This window comes from Dysgonomonas sp. Marseille-P4677 (assembly GCF_016652235.1).
GTDB lineage: Bacteria > Bacteroidota > Bacteroidia > Bacteroidales > Dysgonomonadaceae > Dysgonomonas.
This window is the reverse complement of the sequence record NZ_JAEPKU010000083.1, coordinates 1-18,307: the sequence shown is the minus strand read 5'-3', so window position 1 is coordinate 18,307 and position 18,307 is coordinate 1. Positions and strand designations below refer to the sequence as shown.

The 18,307-nt window shown below is 36.9% G+C and carries 16 protein-coding genes; 11 read left to right on the top strand and 5 right to left on the bottom strand.

What is annotated here, in order from left to right; all coding sequences use genetic code 11:
* Positions 1 to 164: 164 nt before the first annotated feature.
* The 4 genes from JGH11_RS13550 to JGH11_RS13535 all read left to right on the top strand — a co-directional run bounded on the left by JGH11_RS13550 (position 165) and on the right by JGH11_RS13535 (position 5,125).
* Entirely contained in the window at positions 165 to 1,751 is a 1,587-nt protein-coding gene (locus JGH11_RS13550) for a glycerol-3-phosphate dehydrogenase/oxidase (protein WP_201112667.1), read from the top strand.
* A 41-nt stretch (positions 1,752 to 1,792) separates the two neighbouring features.
* Positions 1,793 to 3,280: a glycerol kinase GlpK gene (gene glpK / locus JGH11_RS13545; RefSeq protein WP_201112666.1), complete on the top strand. Its 1,488-nt coding sequence runs from the start codon at positions 1,793 to 1,795 to the stop codon at positions 3,278 to 3,280.
* Between the two features lie 161 nt (positions 3,281 to 3,441).
* Positions 3,442 to 4,140 (top strand): MIP/aquaporin family protein, encoded by a 699-nt coding sequence (locus JGH11_RS13540; RefSeq protein WP_201112664.1) that lies wholly within the window; start codon positions 3,442 to 3,444, stop codon positions 4,138 to 4,140.
* A 448-nt stretch (positions 4,141 to 4,588) separates the two neighbouring features.
* Positions 4,589 to 5,125 (top strand): DUF4924 family protein, encoded by a 537-nt coding sequence (locus tag JGH11_RS13535; protein WP_201112662.1) that lies wholly within the window; start codon positions 4,589 to 4,591, stop codon positions 5,123 to 5,125.
* Between the two features lie 9 nt (positions 5,126 to 5,134).
* Here the strand turns inward: JGH11_RS13535 and JGH11_RS13530 are convergent, their stop codons facing one another.
* Both JGH11_RS13530 and JGH11_RS13525 read right to left on the bottom strand, forming a co-directional pair.
* The gene (locus tag JGH11_RS13530; protein WP_201112661.1) at positions 5,135 to 5,503 is read right to left on the bottom strand and encodes a hypothetical protein; all 369 of its coding nucleotides are present in this window, start codon (positions 5,501 to 5,503) and stop codon (positions 5,135 to 5,137) included.
* Entirely contained in the window at positions 5,500 to 6,054 is a 555-nt protein-coding gene (locus JGH11_RS13525) for an RNA polymerase sigma factor (protein ID WP_201112659.1), read from the bottom strand. Before JGH11_RS13525 ends, JGH11_RS13530 begins: the two co-directional genes overlap by 4 nt.
* Before the next feature lie 158 nt (positions 6,055 to 6,212).
* Between JGH11_RS13525 and JGH11_RS13520 the strand changes: the two genes are divergently transcribed.
* The 3 genes from JGH11_RS13520 (at position 6,213) to JGH11_RS13510 (ending at position 9,727) form a co-directional block, all read left to right on the top strand.
* On the top strand, positions 6,213 to 6,638 hold the full coding sequence (locus JGH11_RS13520) for a DUF6249 domain-containing protein (protein ID WP_201112657.1): 426 nt from the start codon (positions 6,213 to 6,215) through the stop codon (positions 6,636 to 6,638).
* A gap of 9 nt (positions 6,639 to 6,647) precedes the next feature.
* On the top strand, positions 6,648 to 6,998 hold the full coding sequence (locus tag JGH11_RS13515; protein ID WP_201112654.1) for a hypothetical protein: 351 nt from the start codon (positions 6,648 to 6,650) through the stop codon (positions 6,996 to 6,998).
* Positions 6,999 to 7,216: 218 nt separating this feature from the next.
* Positions 7,217 to 9,727 (top strand): outer membrane beta-barrel family protein, encoded by a 2,511-nt coding sequence (locus tag JGH11_RS13510; RefSeq protein ID WP_201112652.1) that lies wholly within the window; start codon positions 7,217 to 7,219, stop codon positions 9,725 to 9,727.
* A gap of 133 nt (positions 9,728 to 9,860) precedes the next feature.
* On the opposite strand, the gene dprA is transcribed toward JGH11_RS13510, so the two are convergent.
* From dprA to JGH11_RS13495, 3 genes are all read right to left on the bottom strand, one after another.
* Positions 9,861 to 10,982 (bottom strand): DNA-processing protein DprA, encoded by a 1,122-nt coding sequence (gene dprA, locus JGH11_RS13505; RefSeq protein ID WP_201112650.1) that lies wholly within the window; start codon positions 10,980 to 10,982, stop codon positions 9,861 to 9,863.
* Entirely contained in the window at positions 10,983 to 11,654 is a 672-nt protein-coding gene (locus JGH11_RS13500; RefSeq protein WP_201112648.1) for an ABC transporter ATP-binding protein, read from the bottom strand.
* A gap of 75 nt (positions 11,655 to 11,729) precedes the next feature.
* The gene (locus tag JGH11_RS13495; protein WP_201112645.1) at positions 11,730 to 13,049 is read right to left on the bottom strand and encodes a UDP-glucose/GDP-mannose dehydrogenase family protein; all 1,320 of its coding nucleotides are present in this window, start codon (positions 13,047 to 13,049) and stop codon (positions 11,730 to 11,732) included.
* A 376-nt stretch (positions 13,050 to 13,425) separates the two neighbouring features.
* On the opposite strand from JGH11_RS13495, the gene purL reads away from it, so the two are divergent.
* From purL to JGH11_RS13475, 4 genes are all read left to right on the top strand, one after another.
* The gene (gene purL, locus JGH11_RS13490; protein ID WP_201112643.1) at positions 13,426 to 17,115 is read left to right on the top strand and encodes a phosphoribosylformylglycinamidine synthase; all 3,690 of its coding nucleotides are present in this window, start codon (positions 13,426 to 13,428) and stop codon (positions 17,113 to 17,115) included.
* 61 nt (positions 17,116 to 17,176) lie between these two features.
* The gene (locus JGH11_RS13485) at positions 17,177 to 17,590 is read left to right on the top strand and encodes a thioesterase family protein (protein ID WP_201112641.1); all 414 of its coding nucleotides are present in this window, start codon (positions 17,177 to 17,179) and stop codon (positions 17,588 to 17,590) included.
* 8 nt (positions 17,591 to 17,598) lie between these two features.
* Positions 17,599 to 17,847, top strand: coding sequence for a hypothetical protein (locus tag JGH11_RS13480; RefSeq protein ID WP_201112639.1), 249 nt, complete (start codon positions 17,599 to 17,601; stop codon positions 17,845 to 17,847).
* An 18-nt stretch (positions 17,848 to 17,865) separates the two neighbouring features.
* Positions 17,866 to 18,276, top strand: coding sequence for a thioesterase family protein (locus JGH11_RS13475; protein ID WP_201112637.1), 411 nt, complete (start codon positions 17,866 to 17,868; stop codon positions 18,274 to 18,276).
* Positions 18,277 to 18,307: the final 31 nt, after the last annotated feature.

Sequence of the window (18,307 nt, the reverse complement as noted above, 5' to 3'; positions counted from 1 at the left end):
AGAATCACTGTATAATATAAATGAAATTAGTGTTTCGATTAATATCAATTTAAGTTACAAATAGAAAATTTAAATTTCGATTACAATCAAATAAATTTCGATTTTATTTTTTTTATAAAAAAAGTAATTTATATTTGTAAGTAACAAAATAAATGTCTATTCCTATGGAAAGAAATAATTATATACAGCAATTCGCTGACACATCCCGCATATGGGATGTTATCATTATTGGTGGAGGAGCTACCGGTTTAGGAGCAGCGGTAGATGCAGCCTCAAGAGGTTTTAAAACTGCACTTCTGGAACAAGCCGATTTTACCAAAGCGACATCTAGTCGTAGCACAAAACTTGTACACGGCGGAGTGCGCTATCTAGCTCAAGGAGATGTAAGTCTGGTTATTGAAGCTCTACGAGAGAGAGGTTTGATGAAGAAAAACGCACCACATCTAGTAAAGGATCAACGATTTATCATAGGAAACTACAAATGGTGGGAAAAGCCATTTTATACTATTGGGCTGACTGTATATGATATATTGGCAGGGAAGCAAGCTTTCGGGCGTTCTTTGCCTATGACTAAAAAATCGGTAATTAAGGAAATTCCTCAAATTGCAGAAAAAGGATTAAGAGGAGGAGTCGTATACCACGACGGCCAGTTCGATGATTCGCGCATGGCGATCAATCTTCTACAAACAGCTGTAGAACAAGGTGCAGCCATTGCTAACTACATCAGAGTTACCGGATTGATAAAAGATGAATCTGAAAAAATATCAGGTGTAAAGGTATATGACGAATTAGGCAAAAAAGAATACACATTAAAAGCTAAAGCTGTAATTAATGCCACCGGAATATTTGTAGATCAGGTAATGAAGATGGATGCTCCAGAAAAAGATGATATTGTGCGCCCTAGCCAGGGAATACATCTGGTAGTAGACAAATCTTTTTTGGGAGGAGATACAGCTATAATGATACCAAAAACCAGTGATGGACGAGTTATGTTCGGAGTGCCTTGGCATGGCAAAGTAGTTCTAGGCACAACCGATACTCCTCTGAAAGAATTTGTATTAGAACCTCAAGCGCTGGAAGAAGAAATAGAATTTATACTTAAAACCGCCGGGCAATACTTAGCGAAACAACCTAAACGAGAAGATGTACTTTCTGTTTTTGCAGGACTACGACCTTTAGCAGCGCCCAAAAAGGGTGCAGACGGCACAAAAACAAAAGAAATATCGCGCAGTCATAAAATAGTAATCTCAGACAGTGGATTAATCACCATAACCGGAGGTAAATGGACTACATATCGTGATATGGCAGAAGACATTGTAAATAAAGCGATCCTCATAGGAAACTTACCTAAAAAAGAATGCAATACAAAAAAATTACGTATACACGGATATAAAGAAAATGTAGATCGATCTAACTTTAGTTATGTATATGGTAGCGACTATGAAAAAATACAGAAGTTGCAACAGGATCAACCTGTATTAGCAGAGAAACTCCACTCTCGTTTCGACTATACCGCCGCAGAAATTATCTGGGCTGTAAGGGAAGAAATGGCTATAACCGTAGAAGATGTCTTATCAAGAAGGCTTCGTGCCACATTTTTAGATGCACGTGCTGCGATAGATATCGCTCCGAAGGTGGCTTCTATTATGGCAAAGGAGACAGGTAAAGATTCAGAATGGGAAAAAGAACAAGTAAAAGAATTTATCGAATTGGCTCAACATTATCTACTCATCCCTTACAATCCTTTATAAAACAAGCAAACACATTTTAAAACCTAATCAATATCAACTAAATGGAAAAATATATTTTATCATTCGATGCAGGAACAACTAGCTCCAGAGCTATAGTATTCGACCACAAAGGGAAAATATGCTCTGTTGCACAAAAAGAATTTACTCAATTTTTTCCACAAAGCGGATGGGTAGAACACGATCCGCACGAAATATGGTCTTCACAGGCAGCCGTAGCGGCTGAAGCAATTACAAAAATTGGAATCAACGGAACAAATATTGCGGCAATAGGTATTACAAATCAGCGTGAAACAACTATCGTTTGGGATCGAGAAACCGGTGAACCCATATATAATGCGATAGTCTGGCAAGACAGGCGAACCGCTGAATATTGTGACAAATTAAAAAACGAAGGGCTACTGCCTTACATCAAGGATAAAACAGGAGTAATTATTGATGCCTATTTCAGCGCAACAAAAGTAAAATGGATCTTGGACAATGTAGAAGGAGCAAGAACTAAAGCTGAACAAGGAAAATTAGCTTTTGGAACAGTAGATTCATGGCTTGTTTGGCAATTAACACGGGGAGAGGTTCATGCTACGGATGTTTCAAATGCTTCACGTACAATGCTATTCAATATTCACACCTTGGAATGGGATGACGATTTATTAAAATTATTCAACATTCCAAAGAATATGATGCCTAAAGTATGTGCTTCAAGCGAATTATACGGACATACAAAAACTACAATATTCGCATCTAAAGTGCCTATTTCAGGAATTGCAGGAGATCAACAAGCCGCATTATTCGGACAAATGTGTGTGGAAACAGGAATGGTAAAAAACACATACGGCACAGGATGCTTTATTCTGATGAATACCGGAGACAAGCCTGTTTTGTCAAAAAACAATCTCGTCACTACTATCGGATGGCAAATAAACGGTAAAACGACTTATGCTCTCGAAGGTAGTATTTTTGTTGGAGGTGCTATTGTTCAATGGCTGAGAGACGGATTAAACATAATTAATTCTTCGGCTGAAATAGAGCAACTTGCTATGCAGGTTCCTGATACAGGTGATGTGTATTTCGTTCCTGCACTAACAGGCCTAGGAGCTCCATATTGGGATCAATATGCACGCGGCACAATTGTCGGTATATCCCGAGGGACCACAGCTGCTCATATTGCACGAGCTGCGCTTGAAGGCATTGCTTATCAAACAATGGACGTAATCAACGCCATGATTTTGGATGCCGGAGTAGGACTAAAAGAGCTAAGGGTAGACGGAGGAGCAGCCCAAAATAATTTATTGATGCAATTCCAATCCAATGTACTCGGACAAACCGTAATTCGTCCGCAAACAACCGAAACTACAGCTCTGGGAGCTGCTTATTTAGCAGGATTAGCCGTTGGTTACTGGGAAAATATTGAAGAGGTAAAAAAACAATGGCATATAGAGACTAAATTTGTACCAGATACAAAAATAGATATGCAACTGGCCAAAAGAAAATGGTCTGAAGCTGTGTACCGTGCGCAATCATGGATAAAATAGCCACTCTATTTGAAAAAATAATTTGAAACATATATACCTTATTGATATTTACTCGTAATTTTGGGATATAATGAAGAATCTATTTAAGATTCTTCATTAGTCTCAAAATCAAGAAACTGATATTTTAATCAATCAGTAAATTAACCTATCTAAATAAGACCATGGGACAAGATATTTTATTCGAGTTTATTGGCACCGCTATACTTATACTTTTCGGTGCCGGCGTATGTGCAAACGTTTCTTTAAAGAAGACCTTAGGCAATAGTTCGGGCTGGGTCGTAATTGCTTTTGGTTGGGGATTCGCTGTATTTGTAGGAGCTTACATTTCTGCTCCATTCTCGGGCGCGCATTTGAATCCTGCTGTAACAATAGGGCTAGCAATAGCCGGAAGCTTCAATGGTAGTATTGTAGGATACATCATAGCTCAAATGCTAGGAGCTATATTAGGAGCCTCCCTTGTATATTTAATGTATAAACCTCATTTCGACGCCGAAGAGAATCCTGATGCTAAATTAGGAGTATTCTGCACGAAGCCTGCAATCAAAAATTGGTTTTCTAATTTTTTCAGCGAGGTCGTTGGTACGTTCGTCCTTATATTCGGCATTCTATATGCTGCCGGTGCCGAGATAGCCGGACCTCTACCTGTCGCCATACTTATTGTAGCTATTGGGATGTCCCTAGGGGGTACTACTGGCTATGCCATTAACCCGGCTCGTGACCTTGGTCCAAGAATAGCACACGCTCTATTACCTATAAAGGGTAAGAGAGACAGTAACTGGGGATATGCATGGTTACCCGTTGTAGCTCCTATCTGTGGCGCTGCACTTGCTGCTCTCCTTTATCTTGTTATCAACACATAAATGTATTATCTGTGAAGAGTATTCTCTAATTACGTTTCATTATATAGCTTTATTATATATAACATAAGAGGTATCCATCCTTTTTGGGTAAGCCCTTATTATATCAAGAAAAAAGAGACGGTTTCACAACCATCTCTTTTCAGACCTTAACACTAATATAAAACTAACATATACTATGATAAAAACAGGTAATTAAAATCAACTAAACAATCTATCTAACACACTATGAAAAAAGTAAAGTACCTGTTTTATAAATAAAACACTATTTTATCAACTTTGTTCAAATTACGATTCAATTATTTTATAGACAGATTACAAACCTGCATCCATACATTATTCTCAGTATTTATTTAACAAGTCCATTTTATTGTATAATTTTGTACCAATAAATAGAATATTTCGTAAAAGATCACCCAAAGTCCCATCATTTCCATATACTAAGAAAGCAATGTTGATAGCCAAGAAACTGAAAGAAGAGAATATAAGCGAGTATCTATTGTACATGTGGCAAGTTGAAGACATGATACGTGCCAATGCTTTGGACATAGATAAAATAGACGCACAGATTATTTCACAATTCGACCAACCAGAAGAAATAAAAAAAGAGATTAGAGAGTGGTACGAAAACCTTATTGATATGATGCGCCGTGAAGAAGTTATGGAAAAAGGGCATCTTCTTATAAATAAAAATATAATATCGGAACTAACCGATCTACATCTAAGGTTATTAAAATCTACGGAAGAAACCGACTACTCTACTGCCTATTATAAAACATTACCGTTTATTGTAGAACTAAGGTCTAAATCTACGGATAAGAATATCCCCGAACTGGAAACTTGTTTCGCCGCACTCTACGGCTATCTGCTCATGAGGTTGCAAAAACGAGAAGTATCGGGCGAAACACAAGCCGCTATATCTCAAATATCATCTTTCCTTAGGATTCTATCACAGAAATACCGGAACGAAAGGAAGGGGGACTCTTGACATTTAATTTTAGTCTTTATGCTTTTTCTCCCAGATACGTTTGCGGATCAATGTATCACTAATCAATAAGAGTAAAACAACAGAAGCTATAGATATTATAAATGGATCAAATTTCATTTCGGGTATCGTCACATTTATCGGCTCCAATTTAATTTTAAAGGATAAGTCGAACACTTTAAATATTCCGGCTAAAACACCAAACATTCCGACAACCCCTGCTATAACAGTAAAAATCGTTTTCAGAGCTTTCTTTTTGCTTTCTTTTGCGGCCAATGCATGTACAGATTGCATTAGTTTACTTTCAAAATCGGCTGAAGTATCTTCCAGCTTGATTTCTCTAAATAAACCCTGTAGTCTGTTCTTATCATCTTTATTCATTGTCGTATGAGTTTATTTATTTCAAAGTTCATAAATTTTCTTATTCTGTGCAACTTTACCTTCACGTTAGCTACACTATTATTTGTAATTTCACTTATCTGTTGTATACTTTGATCGTTCATATAAAACATTGATATAAGTAAAGCATCGTCAGGAGACAATCTTTTCAATACTATATCCAGATAAGCTAGTCTGTCTTCGTGGTTCAATTCATCTATCGTTTCGAATATACTTTCATCCGGCAGATTATCAAACCGATCGTCTATGGCAATAAACTCGTGTTTTCTTTTCCGAAGTTCTGATATGGTCGTATTATACGCTACACGATATAACCAAGTCGCAAATTCCGATTCTTCCCGAAACTTATCAAGCGATTGAAAAACCTTTATAAATACCTCCTGAGTTATATCCTCTGCCTCCACTGATCTAGAAACGATTTTGTTGACAATAGTAAACACCATTCTCTGATAACGGCGGACGATGTATACAAAAGCATCGACCTTTCCATTCTTTATCTGACGTATATAATAAATATCATCAAAATCTGCCATATCCGTATGACGCAAGATAATAGGATAGGTTACAAAGGTAAATGAAAAAATATCTCATAAAATTAATTTTTCTTTTTTGTAACCTTCTAAAAAGCTTTGCGTCAAAATAGGCAAACGAACTAAAAACAAGAAATGTTTAACTAATAAAATAAAGAATTATGAATGAGTTAGTACCAATGGTAGTTGTATCGGTAGTGTGTTATTTTACCTACAAAATATTTGAATTGTTTGCCAGACGAAAAGAAAGAATGGCTGTTATCGAAAAACTGTCGAACGGAATAGATCCGCAAATATTAAAAAACCAATTTAATATGCCGGCTTATAAAGATGGTAATTACGGATCGTGGGCTATACGTATAGGATTGTTATTGGTAGGTGTAGGACTTGGTGTTACAATAGCGACAATTGTTGATTTACTTGCTGTAGCCCCTTCTTCAGATAACCGTGAGTTATTTTATGAATTCCGCAATACAATATCGGTACTTTACCCTGCATGTGCTGCGGTGTTTGGTGGTCTAGGTCTTGTTATTGCCTATTTTATAGAAAATAAAAAAGAGAATAAGTCGAAAAAAGGAGTTGAATAAATACAGGTTATGAAAGATAGATTATTTCCTATATTATTCGCTTTGATTGTATTGTCAATCATTTTTGGAGGATGGTTTATTGGACGAGATCGAGGATGGTTTATAAGAAATTCGATTAATGATATATCGATCTCTCGCACTATCAATTGCGATACAGTATATATAGACTCCCGAAATATTATGTATGCCATTACCAGTTGGGAGGCGCGGCGGTATAATGACGATATACTACATCTCAAAATCGGATTCAATAAAGGTTACGGAGAAAGTATTACTCTTAATATTGACACTTTAAATACTCATTATCTGGATATATTCGGGAAAATACTCTCTATAAAAGATATTCCAGTCCGTAACTAACTCTCCCTTAAAAAATAAAGAAGACACTATGCTTTTTAACATAGTGTCTTTTTTATACAATAAGACCTTTAAAATGTTAAAAATAACGAAATAAATTCAGACTTCGTGATAAAAATATAATTATTACGACAAACTCGTAGTAGTAAGTTTGATAATTTAAATCTATTTATAACTTAGTTGCATCGAAATCAACTTTAAAACAATTTAAAAAAAACTGTATGAAAATTCACGCTCTACTCATTGCCCTATTTATCGGAGTTTTTTCATCTATTTCGGCCCAAACCAGTACGAATATTAACAATGTAAATGTTCTTGTGAAAGGACAAGTCTTAGATTCGTTAACAAATGAAACAATTCCTTTTGCCACTATTAAAATAACGGATAAAGGGAATCCCGCCAAACTTCTTAAAGCTGCCGCTGCCGACGAAAATGGAAAATTCCAACTGACTATAAATCAAAAAGGTGATTTCTTATTTATATCAGAATATATTGGAAAAAAAACAGTTACTAAGCCGATAGAAATAGGAAATGCCAAAACAGTTGACATGGGAACCGTTCTTATGCCTGATGATGCTCATGCTCTATCGGAAGTAGTCGTATCAGTACAAAAGCCACTGGTCAAAGTTGATTTGGATAAGATAACATATAGTATGGAAGATGATCCGGAATCGAAAACGAATAACGTCCTCGATATGTTAAAGAAAGTACCTATGGTAACTGTGGATGGAGAAGAAAATATCCAACTAAAAGGTTCTTCCAGTTATAAAATATACCTCAATGGAAAACCGTCGAACATGATAGCTAGTAATCCTAAAGACGTGTTACGCAGTATGCCCGCCAGCTCGATAAAAGATATAGAAGTAATAACCGACCCCGGAGCAAAATATGATGCAGAAGGCGTGGCTGGTATCATTAATATTATTACTCAAAAGAATACTTCGATGGGTGGTTATACTGCTACTTTAAACGGACGTGTCGATGATTTGGGTGGATTTGGAAGTGGAGCATATTTACAATTAAAATATGGGAAAATAGGGTTTACCGGTGGATATAATTACTATCAGTACAAAAGTCCTAAAGGAGAATCATCTTCTTTTCGAGAAGATTTTGTGAATAATGACTTGAAATATTTATCTCAAAACGGATTCTCCAAATATGATGGTAACGGACAGTATGGAAATGGTGAACTAAGTTTTGAAATAGATACCCTCAACCTTATCAACGTCGGATTCAACCGTTATTTTGGAGATGGAAAATCAACTAATGAGCAATTTGTAGAAATGCTTAATAACGAACGTGTTTCTCAATATAGATATAATCTTGGCAGCCATTCTAAACAAAATTATGGAGGAACGGATGTCAATGTAGATTACCAACGTACATTTAAGAAAAAAGATCAACTATTAACCGCATCATATAGATTCAGCTTTAGTCCTAACGACAGTGAATCGGACAATATCATCAACCAGCCATCCGGTACTATACCCGAAGGAGCCATTACAAATAATCAGTTTACGGATGCAGATATGAAAGAACATACTTTCCAAACAGACTTTGTCACACCTTTTGGAAAAATACATAATGTAGAGGCCGGTATAAAATATATTATAAGACTCAACCAAAGTAATAGCGGGTACGATTTTATTAATGATGCAGGAGAATGGGTAAACAAACCCCAATTATATGATAAATTCAAACATGAACAAGACATCCTCGCTGCTTACGGAGGATATAGTGCCAAATTTCAGAAATGGGGCGTGAAAACAGGATTACGCTACGAGGCTACTTGGCTAGAAGCTAAGTTTCCAATAGACCAAAATAAAAACTTCAAAAAAGATTATTCAAATTTGGTTCCTTCCGCAACGATTACCTATCAATTAAAACCAACCCAAAACATTCGTTTAGGCTATAATATGAGAATACAACGTCCCGGAATTTATCAACTCAATCCATATGAAAATACATCAAATCCAAATTATGTTCAAAAAGGGAACTCAGAACTAGATGCTGTCAAGAATCATAGTTTCAGTTTAAATTTCGGATCTTTCAGTAAAAGCCTGAACTTTAATGCCAATTTATCATATGATTTCGAGAATGATGGAATCGAAAGCATTACTACTCTGGAAGATAGTAAATCAACGACCACATATATGAATATAGGTGAACGAAAAAACTGGGGACTTTCGGGCTATGTAAATTGGAGTCCAAATGATAAGATACGTATTTACAGTAATATGTCAGGTAGATATGTCGATCTCAAATCAAGTATAGATCCGTTAACGAATAAAAGGATGAGTAATAACGGATTCTCGGGAAATATATTTGCAGGAGGTCAATATTCATTTCCTTATAACTTTAAAAGCTATCTCAATACTGGTTATTTTAGCCCGTGGATTAGTTTACAAGGAAAAGGAGCATCATTCTTTTTCCACAGCATCTCTTTTTCGAAAGGATTTATGAATGACAGGCTCCAATTACGTGCTTATGCTCAAAATCCTCTAAAAAAAGAGAACGAATTTAAGAATACAATCAGTACTGATAATTTCTACTCTGAGTCGTTTAACTCCAACAGAATGCGTCAATTTGGATTTTCAGTTTCATTCCGCTTCGGTGAAATGAAAGCTCAAATAAAGAAAGCCCAACGTGGAATTAACAACGATGACAATATGGGTGGTGGACAAGAAAACCAAGGCGGACAGCAAGGTGGACAAGGTGGCGGACAAAACTAAAAAAGAACACTTAATCAGAATATAAATAGAAGGCTCTTCAGATATTGGAGAGTCTTTTATTTTTTCAAATATTTGAATTATTAAAACAAGATTGGCTCTATAAATTTAGAAAAAAATATCTGCCTATACTTTCTTAACTAAGAGTATATAAATTTCCGGGAAGATTCTTTATTACACCTTTCATCTCCAATTCTAAAAGTGTTGTAAATAATTGATAAGCGGGAATATTTAATTCTCGGGCTAACTGATCAATGTGCAATGAATCCATTGTTGTCAGTTTATCCACTATAAGTTGTTCTTCGGAAGTCAGCACAATAAACAAATCCTGTTGACGAGGCATCTTCTTCTTTTTCTGAGAGTGATCATCCCACCCCATTTGCTGAAGAAAATATTCAGTAGACTGGAATAAGTCTGCTTTATGCGAAGCTATTAATTTATTGCATCCTCGCGAATATTTATCAGTCATACGACCCGGAACTGCAAAAACATCTTTACAATACGAATTAGCAATTTCGGCTGTAATAAGAGAACCTCCTTTATCGTCAGACTCAACCACAATGATAGCATCAACCATTCCCGCTACAATACGGTTTCTACGAACAAAATTAAATCGATCCGGCTCTGTCTTGCTTTGAAATTCAGAAAGCAGGCCTCCATTATTAATCATTTCAAGAGCAGTATTTCTGTGTACCGACGGATATATAATATCAAGTCCGTGGGCAAGTACCCCGATTGTAGGCAATTTATATTTTAGAGCAGCCCTATGAGCGTTAATATCTATCCCATATGCCAATCCACTTATTATTAAAGTGTCGGGCAAGGATAAAGAAATCTTTTCTAGAAAAGAATCACAAAAACTATTACCATAATTTGTTGAATTACGTGTTCCAACGATACTAATTACCCTTTCGACATTGAAGTCAGTTTTTCCCTTAAAATAAAATAAGATAGGGGCATCGGCACAATCTTTTAAACGATACGGGTAATTTTTATCGGATATAAAATAGGTAGATATATTGTTTTTTTCTATAAAGTTCAGCTCCTTTTCGGCATCAATTAACACCTGCGGACTCAATATCTCATCGACTAATCGAGATTGAAGACCTTGTATATTAAGTAAAGCTTTTCTACCCGATTTAAATATAGCTTCCTCATCTCCTACCACTTGCAACAGATTACGAGCAGTGATATCCCCTACTCCCGAAATCTGAGTTAGAGCTATTTGATAAAGCCGTTTATCTAAAGAAGTGTTCATTTATAATACTTCAGACTGACTTTCTATTATCATACCATCTTTCATATGGATTGTACGATCTGTTATAGAGGCTAAATGTTCATCGTGGGTTACTATCACAAAGGTTTGCCCTAAAGTATCGCGTAGTTTAAAAAAAAGTTGATGCAATTCTTCTTTGTTTTCGGTATCCAAACTACCTGATGGCTCATCTGCCAATATCACAGACGGATTATTTATTAAGGCACGGGCAACTGCTACTCGCTGTTTCTCTCCCCCTGATAATTCGTTTGGTTTATGCTCCATCCTATCAGATAAACCCAGCATGTCAAGAAGTTCTTTAGCCTTTAACCTAGCCTGCGATTCTTTTACTTTTCCAATCAAAGCCGGAATCATCACATTTTCGAAAGCTGTAAATTCCGGTAAAAGTTGATGAAATTGAAAAACAAATCCAATATTCTTATTTCGAAAATCGGAAAGTTTAGAATCATTTAATTTGCTTAAATTCTCATTATTAATATAAATATTTCCACGATCAGCTTTATCTAATGTACCCATGATTTGCAAAAGGGTTGTCTTACCAGCTCCACTAGGGCCTACAATAGAAACGATCTCTCCTTTTTTTACACGAAGATCGATTCCTTTCAATACTTTCAACGTACCAAAACTCTTGGTAATTCCTTCTACTGCAATCATCTTTTTACACTTTAAAAGAAAGGCTACATAAAGGTTCTTGTCTTATGTAGCCTCCATTTGTTTATCTTTTAAATATTAGATCCCTATTCCGAAATAGTCGAAACCGGCATCGTTCATTTCTTGTTTGTTATAAATATTACGTCCGTCAAAAACAACAGTTCTTTTCATTGTTTTCTTTATGACTTCCCATGTCGGGAGTCGGAATTCATTCCATTCAGTGACCATTAATAAAGCATCCGCATCAAGTGTTGCATCATATATATCTTTAGCATATGTAATTGTATCACCTAATCTATGTTCTCTAGCCTCTTTCATCGCTACGGGGTCATAAGCTTTGACTTTACCACCAGCTTTTAGTATTTGTTCGATCAAGACTAGCGAAGGTGCCTCGCGCATATCATCCGTTTTAGGTTTAAATGCCAATCCCCAAACGGCGATAGTTTTGCCTTTAATATCACCATTATAATATTTCATTAGTTTATCAAATAAAATATTTTTCTGGCGCTCGTTCACATTTTCCACAGCTTCTAGTATCTCCATTCTATGACCCAATTTTTTAGCTGTATTTATCAAAGCTTTTACATCTTTTGGAAAACAACTCCCCCCATATCCGCACCCCGAATATAAAAATTTAGAGCCGATACGGGCATCTGAACCAATACCTTTGCGTACCATATTCACATCTGCACCTACAATCTCGCAAAGGTTCGCAATATCGTTCATGAAACTGATTCGGGTAGCAAGCATAGCATTGGCGGCATATTTAATCATTTCAGCCGATGGGATATCTGTATATATAATACGATAGTTATTCAAAGTAAATGGTTTGTAAAGTTTCTCCATTAACTTCTTAGCTTCTTCCGATTCTACTCCTACAACTACACGGTCGGGTTGCATGAAGTCTGTTATCGCTGCACCTTCCTTAAGAAATTCAGGATTAGAAGCAACATCAAACTTTAAGTCAGATTTACCTCTCTTATCCAGTTCGGCCTGTATGGTTTCCTTAACCTTTATTGCAGTACCTACAGGCACTGTACTTTTAGTCACTATCACCATGTATTTATTCAGGTTCTGCCCCACCGTACGCGCAACATCTAATACATATTTCAAATCGGCACTACCATCTTCATCGGGAGGTGTTCCCACAGCAGAGAATACAATATCAACATCATTAATAATAGAACTCAAATCGGTAGTAAACTGTAGACGACCGGCCTGATGATTACGCTCTACCATTTCGTCAAGTCCGGGCTCAAAGATAGGAATAATCCCGTGTCTCAGATTTTCTATTTTTTTTTGGTCAATGTCAACACAATAAACCTCCGTACCCATTTCAGCGAAACAAGTTCCTGTTACAAGACCTACATAACCCGTACCTACAATTGCTATTTTCATTTAATTTTCAATTTTATTTTTTGCGTTTTATAAATACTTGTGATACAAAAAGCGACACTGTCAGTTCGATTTTCCGGCACAAAGATAATACATTTTTGTAAACCTACATATCTGATAAACAAGAGGCATTAATAAAAAGAATTTATGTTACTTTCTTATAAATAGTATATCCATTTATAAGAAATGACTAACGCTTCATTCAGGAATATCAAATCGTCTATCGAAGATTTATTCTTCATTTGTCAGATATACAAACTTACAGAAAAACATTAAAATATATTCCATGAGTATTTTATCTTTTTAGCTTCAATTTATAATCATTTTCACTACCTTTGTATGCCTATTAAAAAGTCAATTATTAATTTGAAATACAAATATGGTTTCCTTCTTTCAAACCCTTTCTAAGAACATTATTGCTGTTCAAACAAGCTCTACTCTCAACAACGAATCAATCCAGCGCCTAACATGGGCCTTCAATGATGCAACCTTGCTCGAAGCAGATAATGTTCCGGGCTTTTTTGTTGGGCCACGTCGCGAAATGATTACACCTTGGAGCACCAATGCAGTTGAAATCGCCCAGAATATGGGAGTAGATGGAATTATACGTATTGAAGAATTTTTCCCTGTAGAAACTAATGATGCAGAACACGACCCTATGCTTCAACGTATCTATGATGGAATTAATCAAGAAGTATTCACCATTTACAAACAACCTGATCCTATTCTTGAGATTGACGATATCGAAATCTATAATCAACAAGAAGGGTTAGCACTAAGTGAAGATGAAATAGAATATCTGAATAGTGTAAGCCAGCGACTTGGAAGAAAACTAACCGACAGTGAAGTTTTTGGATTTTCGCAAGTAAATTCAGAACACTGTCGCCACAAAATATTCAATGGAATATTTATTATCGACGGAGAAGAGAAAGAAAGTTCACTATTCAAATTAATTAAAAAAACATCGCAGGTAAATCCGAACAAACTGATATCTGCATATAAAGACAACGTTGCTTTCAACCAAGGACCGGAGATAGAACAGTTTGCTCCTATTGATGGAGAAAAACCAAGCTATTTCGAAACACGACCAATAAAATCGGTCATCTCTCTAAAGGCTGAAACTCATAATTTTCCTACAACTGTAGAACCATTCAATGGAGCTGCAACAGGTTCTGGAGGTGAAATCCGTGACCGTTTAGGCGGAGGTAAAGCATCCTTGCCTATTGCCGGAACAGCTGTCTATATGACTTCGTATCCACGTACAAAAGCAGGGAAGGGCTGGGAAGAAACAATGCCCGAAAGACCGTGGTTATATCAAACTCCGGAGGAAATACTGATAAAAGCTTCAAATGGAGCATCTGATTTCGGAAATAAATTTGGACAACCTCTTATTTGTGGTTCATTATTAACATTCGAACATCTTGAAAATCAGAAGAAATTTGCATACGACAAGGTTATAATGCTTGCCGGAGGTGTTGGTTATGCAAACAAACGCGATGCTCTAAAAGGTGACCCTAAACCGGGAGAAAAAGTAGTAATCTTAGGAGGCGACAACTACCGTATTGGAATGGGTGGAGGTGCTGTGTCGTCGGTAGATACAGGACAATATTCGAGCGGTATAGAACTAAATGCCGTACAACGTGCCAATCCGGAGATGCAAAAACGCACGGCAAACGTAATACGTGCATTAGCTGAATCGGATAACAACCCGATAGTGTCTATTCACGACCATGGAGCAGGAGGCCATCTTAACTGTTTATCTGAATTAGTAGAAGCAACCGGAGGAAAAATAGATATTTCGAAACTACCTGTAGGTGATCCTACTCTATCTTCGAAAGAGATCGTAGGAAATGAAAGCCAGGAACGCATGGGGCTCTTGATACCTCAGGATGCTACAGATAGGATAAAACGTATTGCAGAACGCGAACGTTCACCCATGTACGTAGTAGGAGAAACTACCAATGATATGAAGTTTGTATTCGAACAAGCAGACGGAAAACGTCCAATCGATCTAAAACTGGAAGATTTCTTTGGTAAGGCTCCTAAAACAATCATGCGTGATGAAACAATCGATGAAGTCTATACAAATCCGGAATATGATCTATCAAAGCTGGATGAATATATAAAGAATGTGCTCCAACTCGAAGCAGTGGCTTGTAAAGACTGGCTAACAAATAAAGTCGACCGTTCCGTAACAGGAAAAGTTGCACGTCAGCAAACTCAAGGCGAGATACAATTACCTCTGAGTGACCTCGGTGCTGTTGCTCTCGATTATAAAGGCAAAGCTGGTATTGCTACCTCTATTGGCCATGCTCCTCAGGCAGCTATGATAGATCCTGCCGCAGGATCAGTATTGGCAATAGCAGAATCATTGACAAATATTATCTTTGCTCCGATAGAAGACGGACTGAAAGGTATATCTCTAAGCGCCAACTGGATGTGGCCTTGTAAAAATCCGGGAGAAGACGCACGCTTATACAAAGCTGTAGAAGCTTGTTCTGAATTTGCTTGCGAATTAGGAGTAAATATCCCGACAGGGAAAGACTCTCTGTCAATGACTCAAAAATATGGTGAGGATAAAGTATATTCTCCAGGCACAGTAATTATATCTGCCGCCGGTGAAGTAAAGAACATCCGTAAAATAGTATCTCCGGTTCTAGCTTACATCAAAGGAACATATTTGTATTATATAGACTTCTCTTTCGACACCTTCAAACTTGGAGGTTCTGCTTTTGCCCAGACAATGAGTAAACTGGGAGAAGAAGCTCCGACTGTAAAAGATCCCGAATATTTCAAGAATGCCTTTACTGCTGTACAAGAGCTAATAGACAGAGGCCTAATTCTTGCAGGACACGATATATCTGCGGGAGGACTTGTCACAGCAATGCTCGAAATGTGTTTTGCAAATCCACAGGGAGGGCTTGAGGCTCGTCTGGATAAACTCCATCACGCAGACCTTATAAAAGTATTATTCTCTGAAAATCCGGGTATTCTCATACAAGTGAAACATCATCATCTGGTAGAAAAAATATTGGATGATTATGGTATCGGCTTTGCAATTGTTGCCCGCCCTATTGAAGATCGTAAGTTTGTAATACAAAAGGATACTTTCTCTCAGGAATTCAATATAGACGAATTACGTGATATATGGTTTGAACCATCCTATCTTCTTGACAAAAAGCAAACGGGAGAAAAGCTTGCTACCGACCGTTTCGAGAATTATAAGAGACAACCGCTTCAATTTAAAATAAACGCATCATTTACCGGCAAATTTGCCCAATATGACATCAATCCAAATAGGACTGTTCCGACAGGAATTAAGGCTGCTATTATCCGTGAGAAAGGGACGAATGGAGAGCGCGAGATGGCATACTCACTATATCTCGCCGGCTTTGATGTAAAAGATGTCCATATGACAGATCTTGCTTCAGGTAGAGAAACTCTCGAAGATATCAACCTGATCGTTTTCTGCGGAGGATTCTCCAACTCGGACGTTCTTGGTTCAGCTAAAGGATGGGCAGGTAGCTTTATGTTCAACGAAAAAGCAAAAGAAACGTTACGTAAATATTATGAGCGAAAAGATACATTGAGCCTTGGTGTTTGCAATGGCTGTCAATTGATGATGGAACTCGGACTGGTATATCCTGAACACGATATAAAACCTAAAATGGAACATAATTCATCACATAAGTTCGAGTCCACTTTTGTCAGCTTAGAAATACCTAAAAATGAGTCGGTAATGTTCGGTTCATTGTCAGGCAGTAAACTTGGTATTTGGGTAGCTCATGGCGAAGGGCGTTTTGCAATGCCAAAAGCCGAATCGGAATATAATGTTATTGCAAAATACATTTACAGTGAATATCCGGGTAATCCTAACGGCTCTGATTACGATATTGCAGGAGTAGTTTCAAAAGATGGACGTCATCTTGCAATTATGCCGCATTTGGAGCGTGCATTATTCCCTTGGCAATGTGCTCACTATCCGTTCGAAAATCGCAAAGACGACTTCACTCCTTGGATGGAAGCATTTGTGAATGCAAGAGAGTGGATAAAAAGGGTGAATAATTAAGAATAACTGATAAAAAATAGATTGGCGCGGATACAAACCCGCGCCTTTTATTAAAATACAAATGGACAAATCATCGATTTACGAATACAATATGAAAGTGCGTGACTACGAATGTGACGCACAAGGCATTGTAAACAATGCAAACTATCAGCACTATTATGAAGTGGTACGTCATGAGTTTTTGGAGCAGCACGGGCTAAATTTTTATGAATTGCATGAACAAGGTATAGATGCTGTAGTAGTAAGTGTATATATTCGTTACAAGCATTCTTTGAGAGGTGCAAATGATTTCATCTGCACGGTAGATAAGATAGAAAAAGAAGGAATCCGCTATATTTTTCATCAAAAAATAATTCGTCTAAAAGACAATAAAGTTTGTTCAACCGCGATAGTGGAAACAGCTTGTATGGTAAATGGCAAAGTCGGGAAACCAGATTTGTTTGATAAAAAGCTAGGAAAACTTCTGAACAATTAAGTAGACAAATGAAAACAGCGAAAAAGCTTATACTTTTCTTTTCATTGTTTGTATCGGCTGGCTTTAGTGTTTTATTCACAGCAGCGTTTATAAATCGCTTAAATTTACCTTACAATTCTGAAGGACGATATTCTGAAGGTATAATTGTATATCATGAACAAGCCGTAGAGGTATTCGGTATAATTTCATTTGTTTTCATCATCATAACAATCTTATTGGCTTATTTACTATATAAAAGCCTGAGAAAGAATAATTAATACTTTTATATAAAAACTATGGCAAAGATATACGAAAACAGAATGAAGGTGCGCGACTACGAATGCGACTCGCAGGGTGTCGTAAATAATGCCATATATTTACATTATTTCGAAGCTACTCGTCATGAACTAATGGAAAAATGCGGTTTGCGACTACGCGACCTCACTGATGCTAATATTATCCCTGTTGTTCGCAATGCAAATATCAGCTACAAAAACTCCCTCAGGGGCTCCGAAGAGTTCATCTGCTCTGTGAGCATAGAAAGAAAAGGCGTCAGATATTTCTTTCATCAGCAAATTGTACGCACCCCAGACAACACTTTATGTGCAAGTGCTGTTATAGAAGTAGTTTGTTTGATAAATGGCAAGGTCTCAGCACCCAAGATGTTCGATCAGGCTTTTGCCAGTTACATAAATTGGGAAAAATAAATTCAATTATCTATAAATAAAACATTTAATC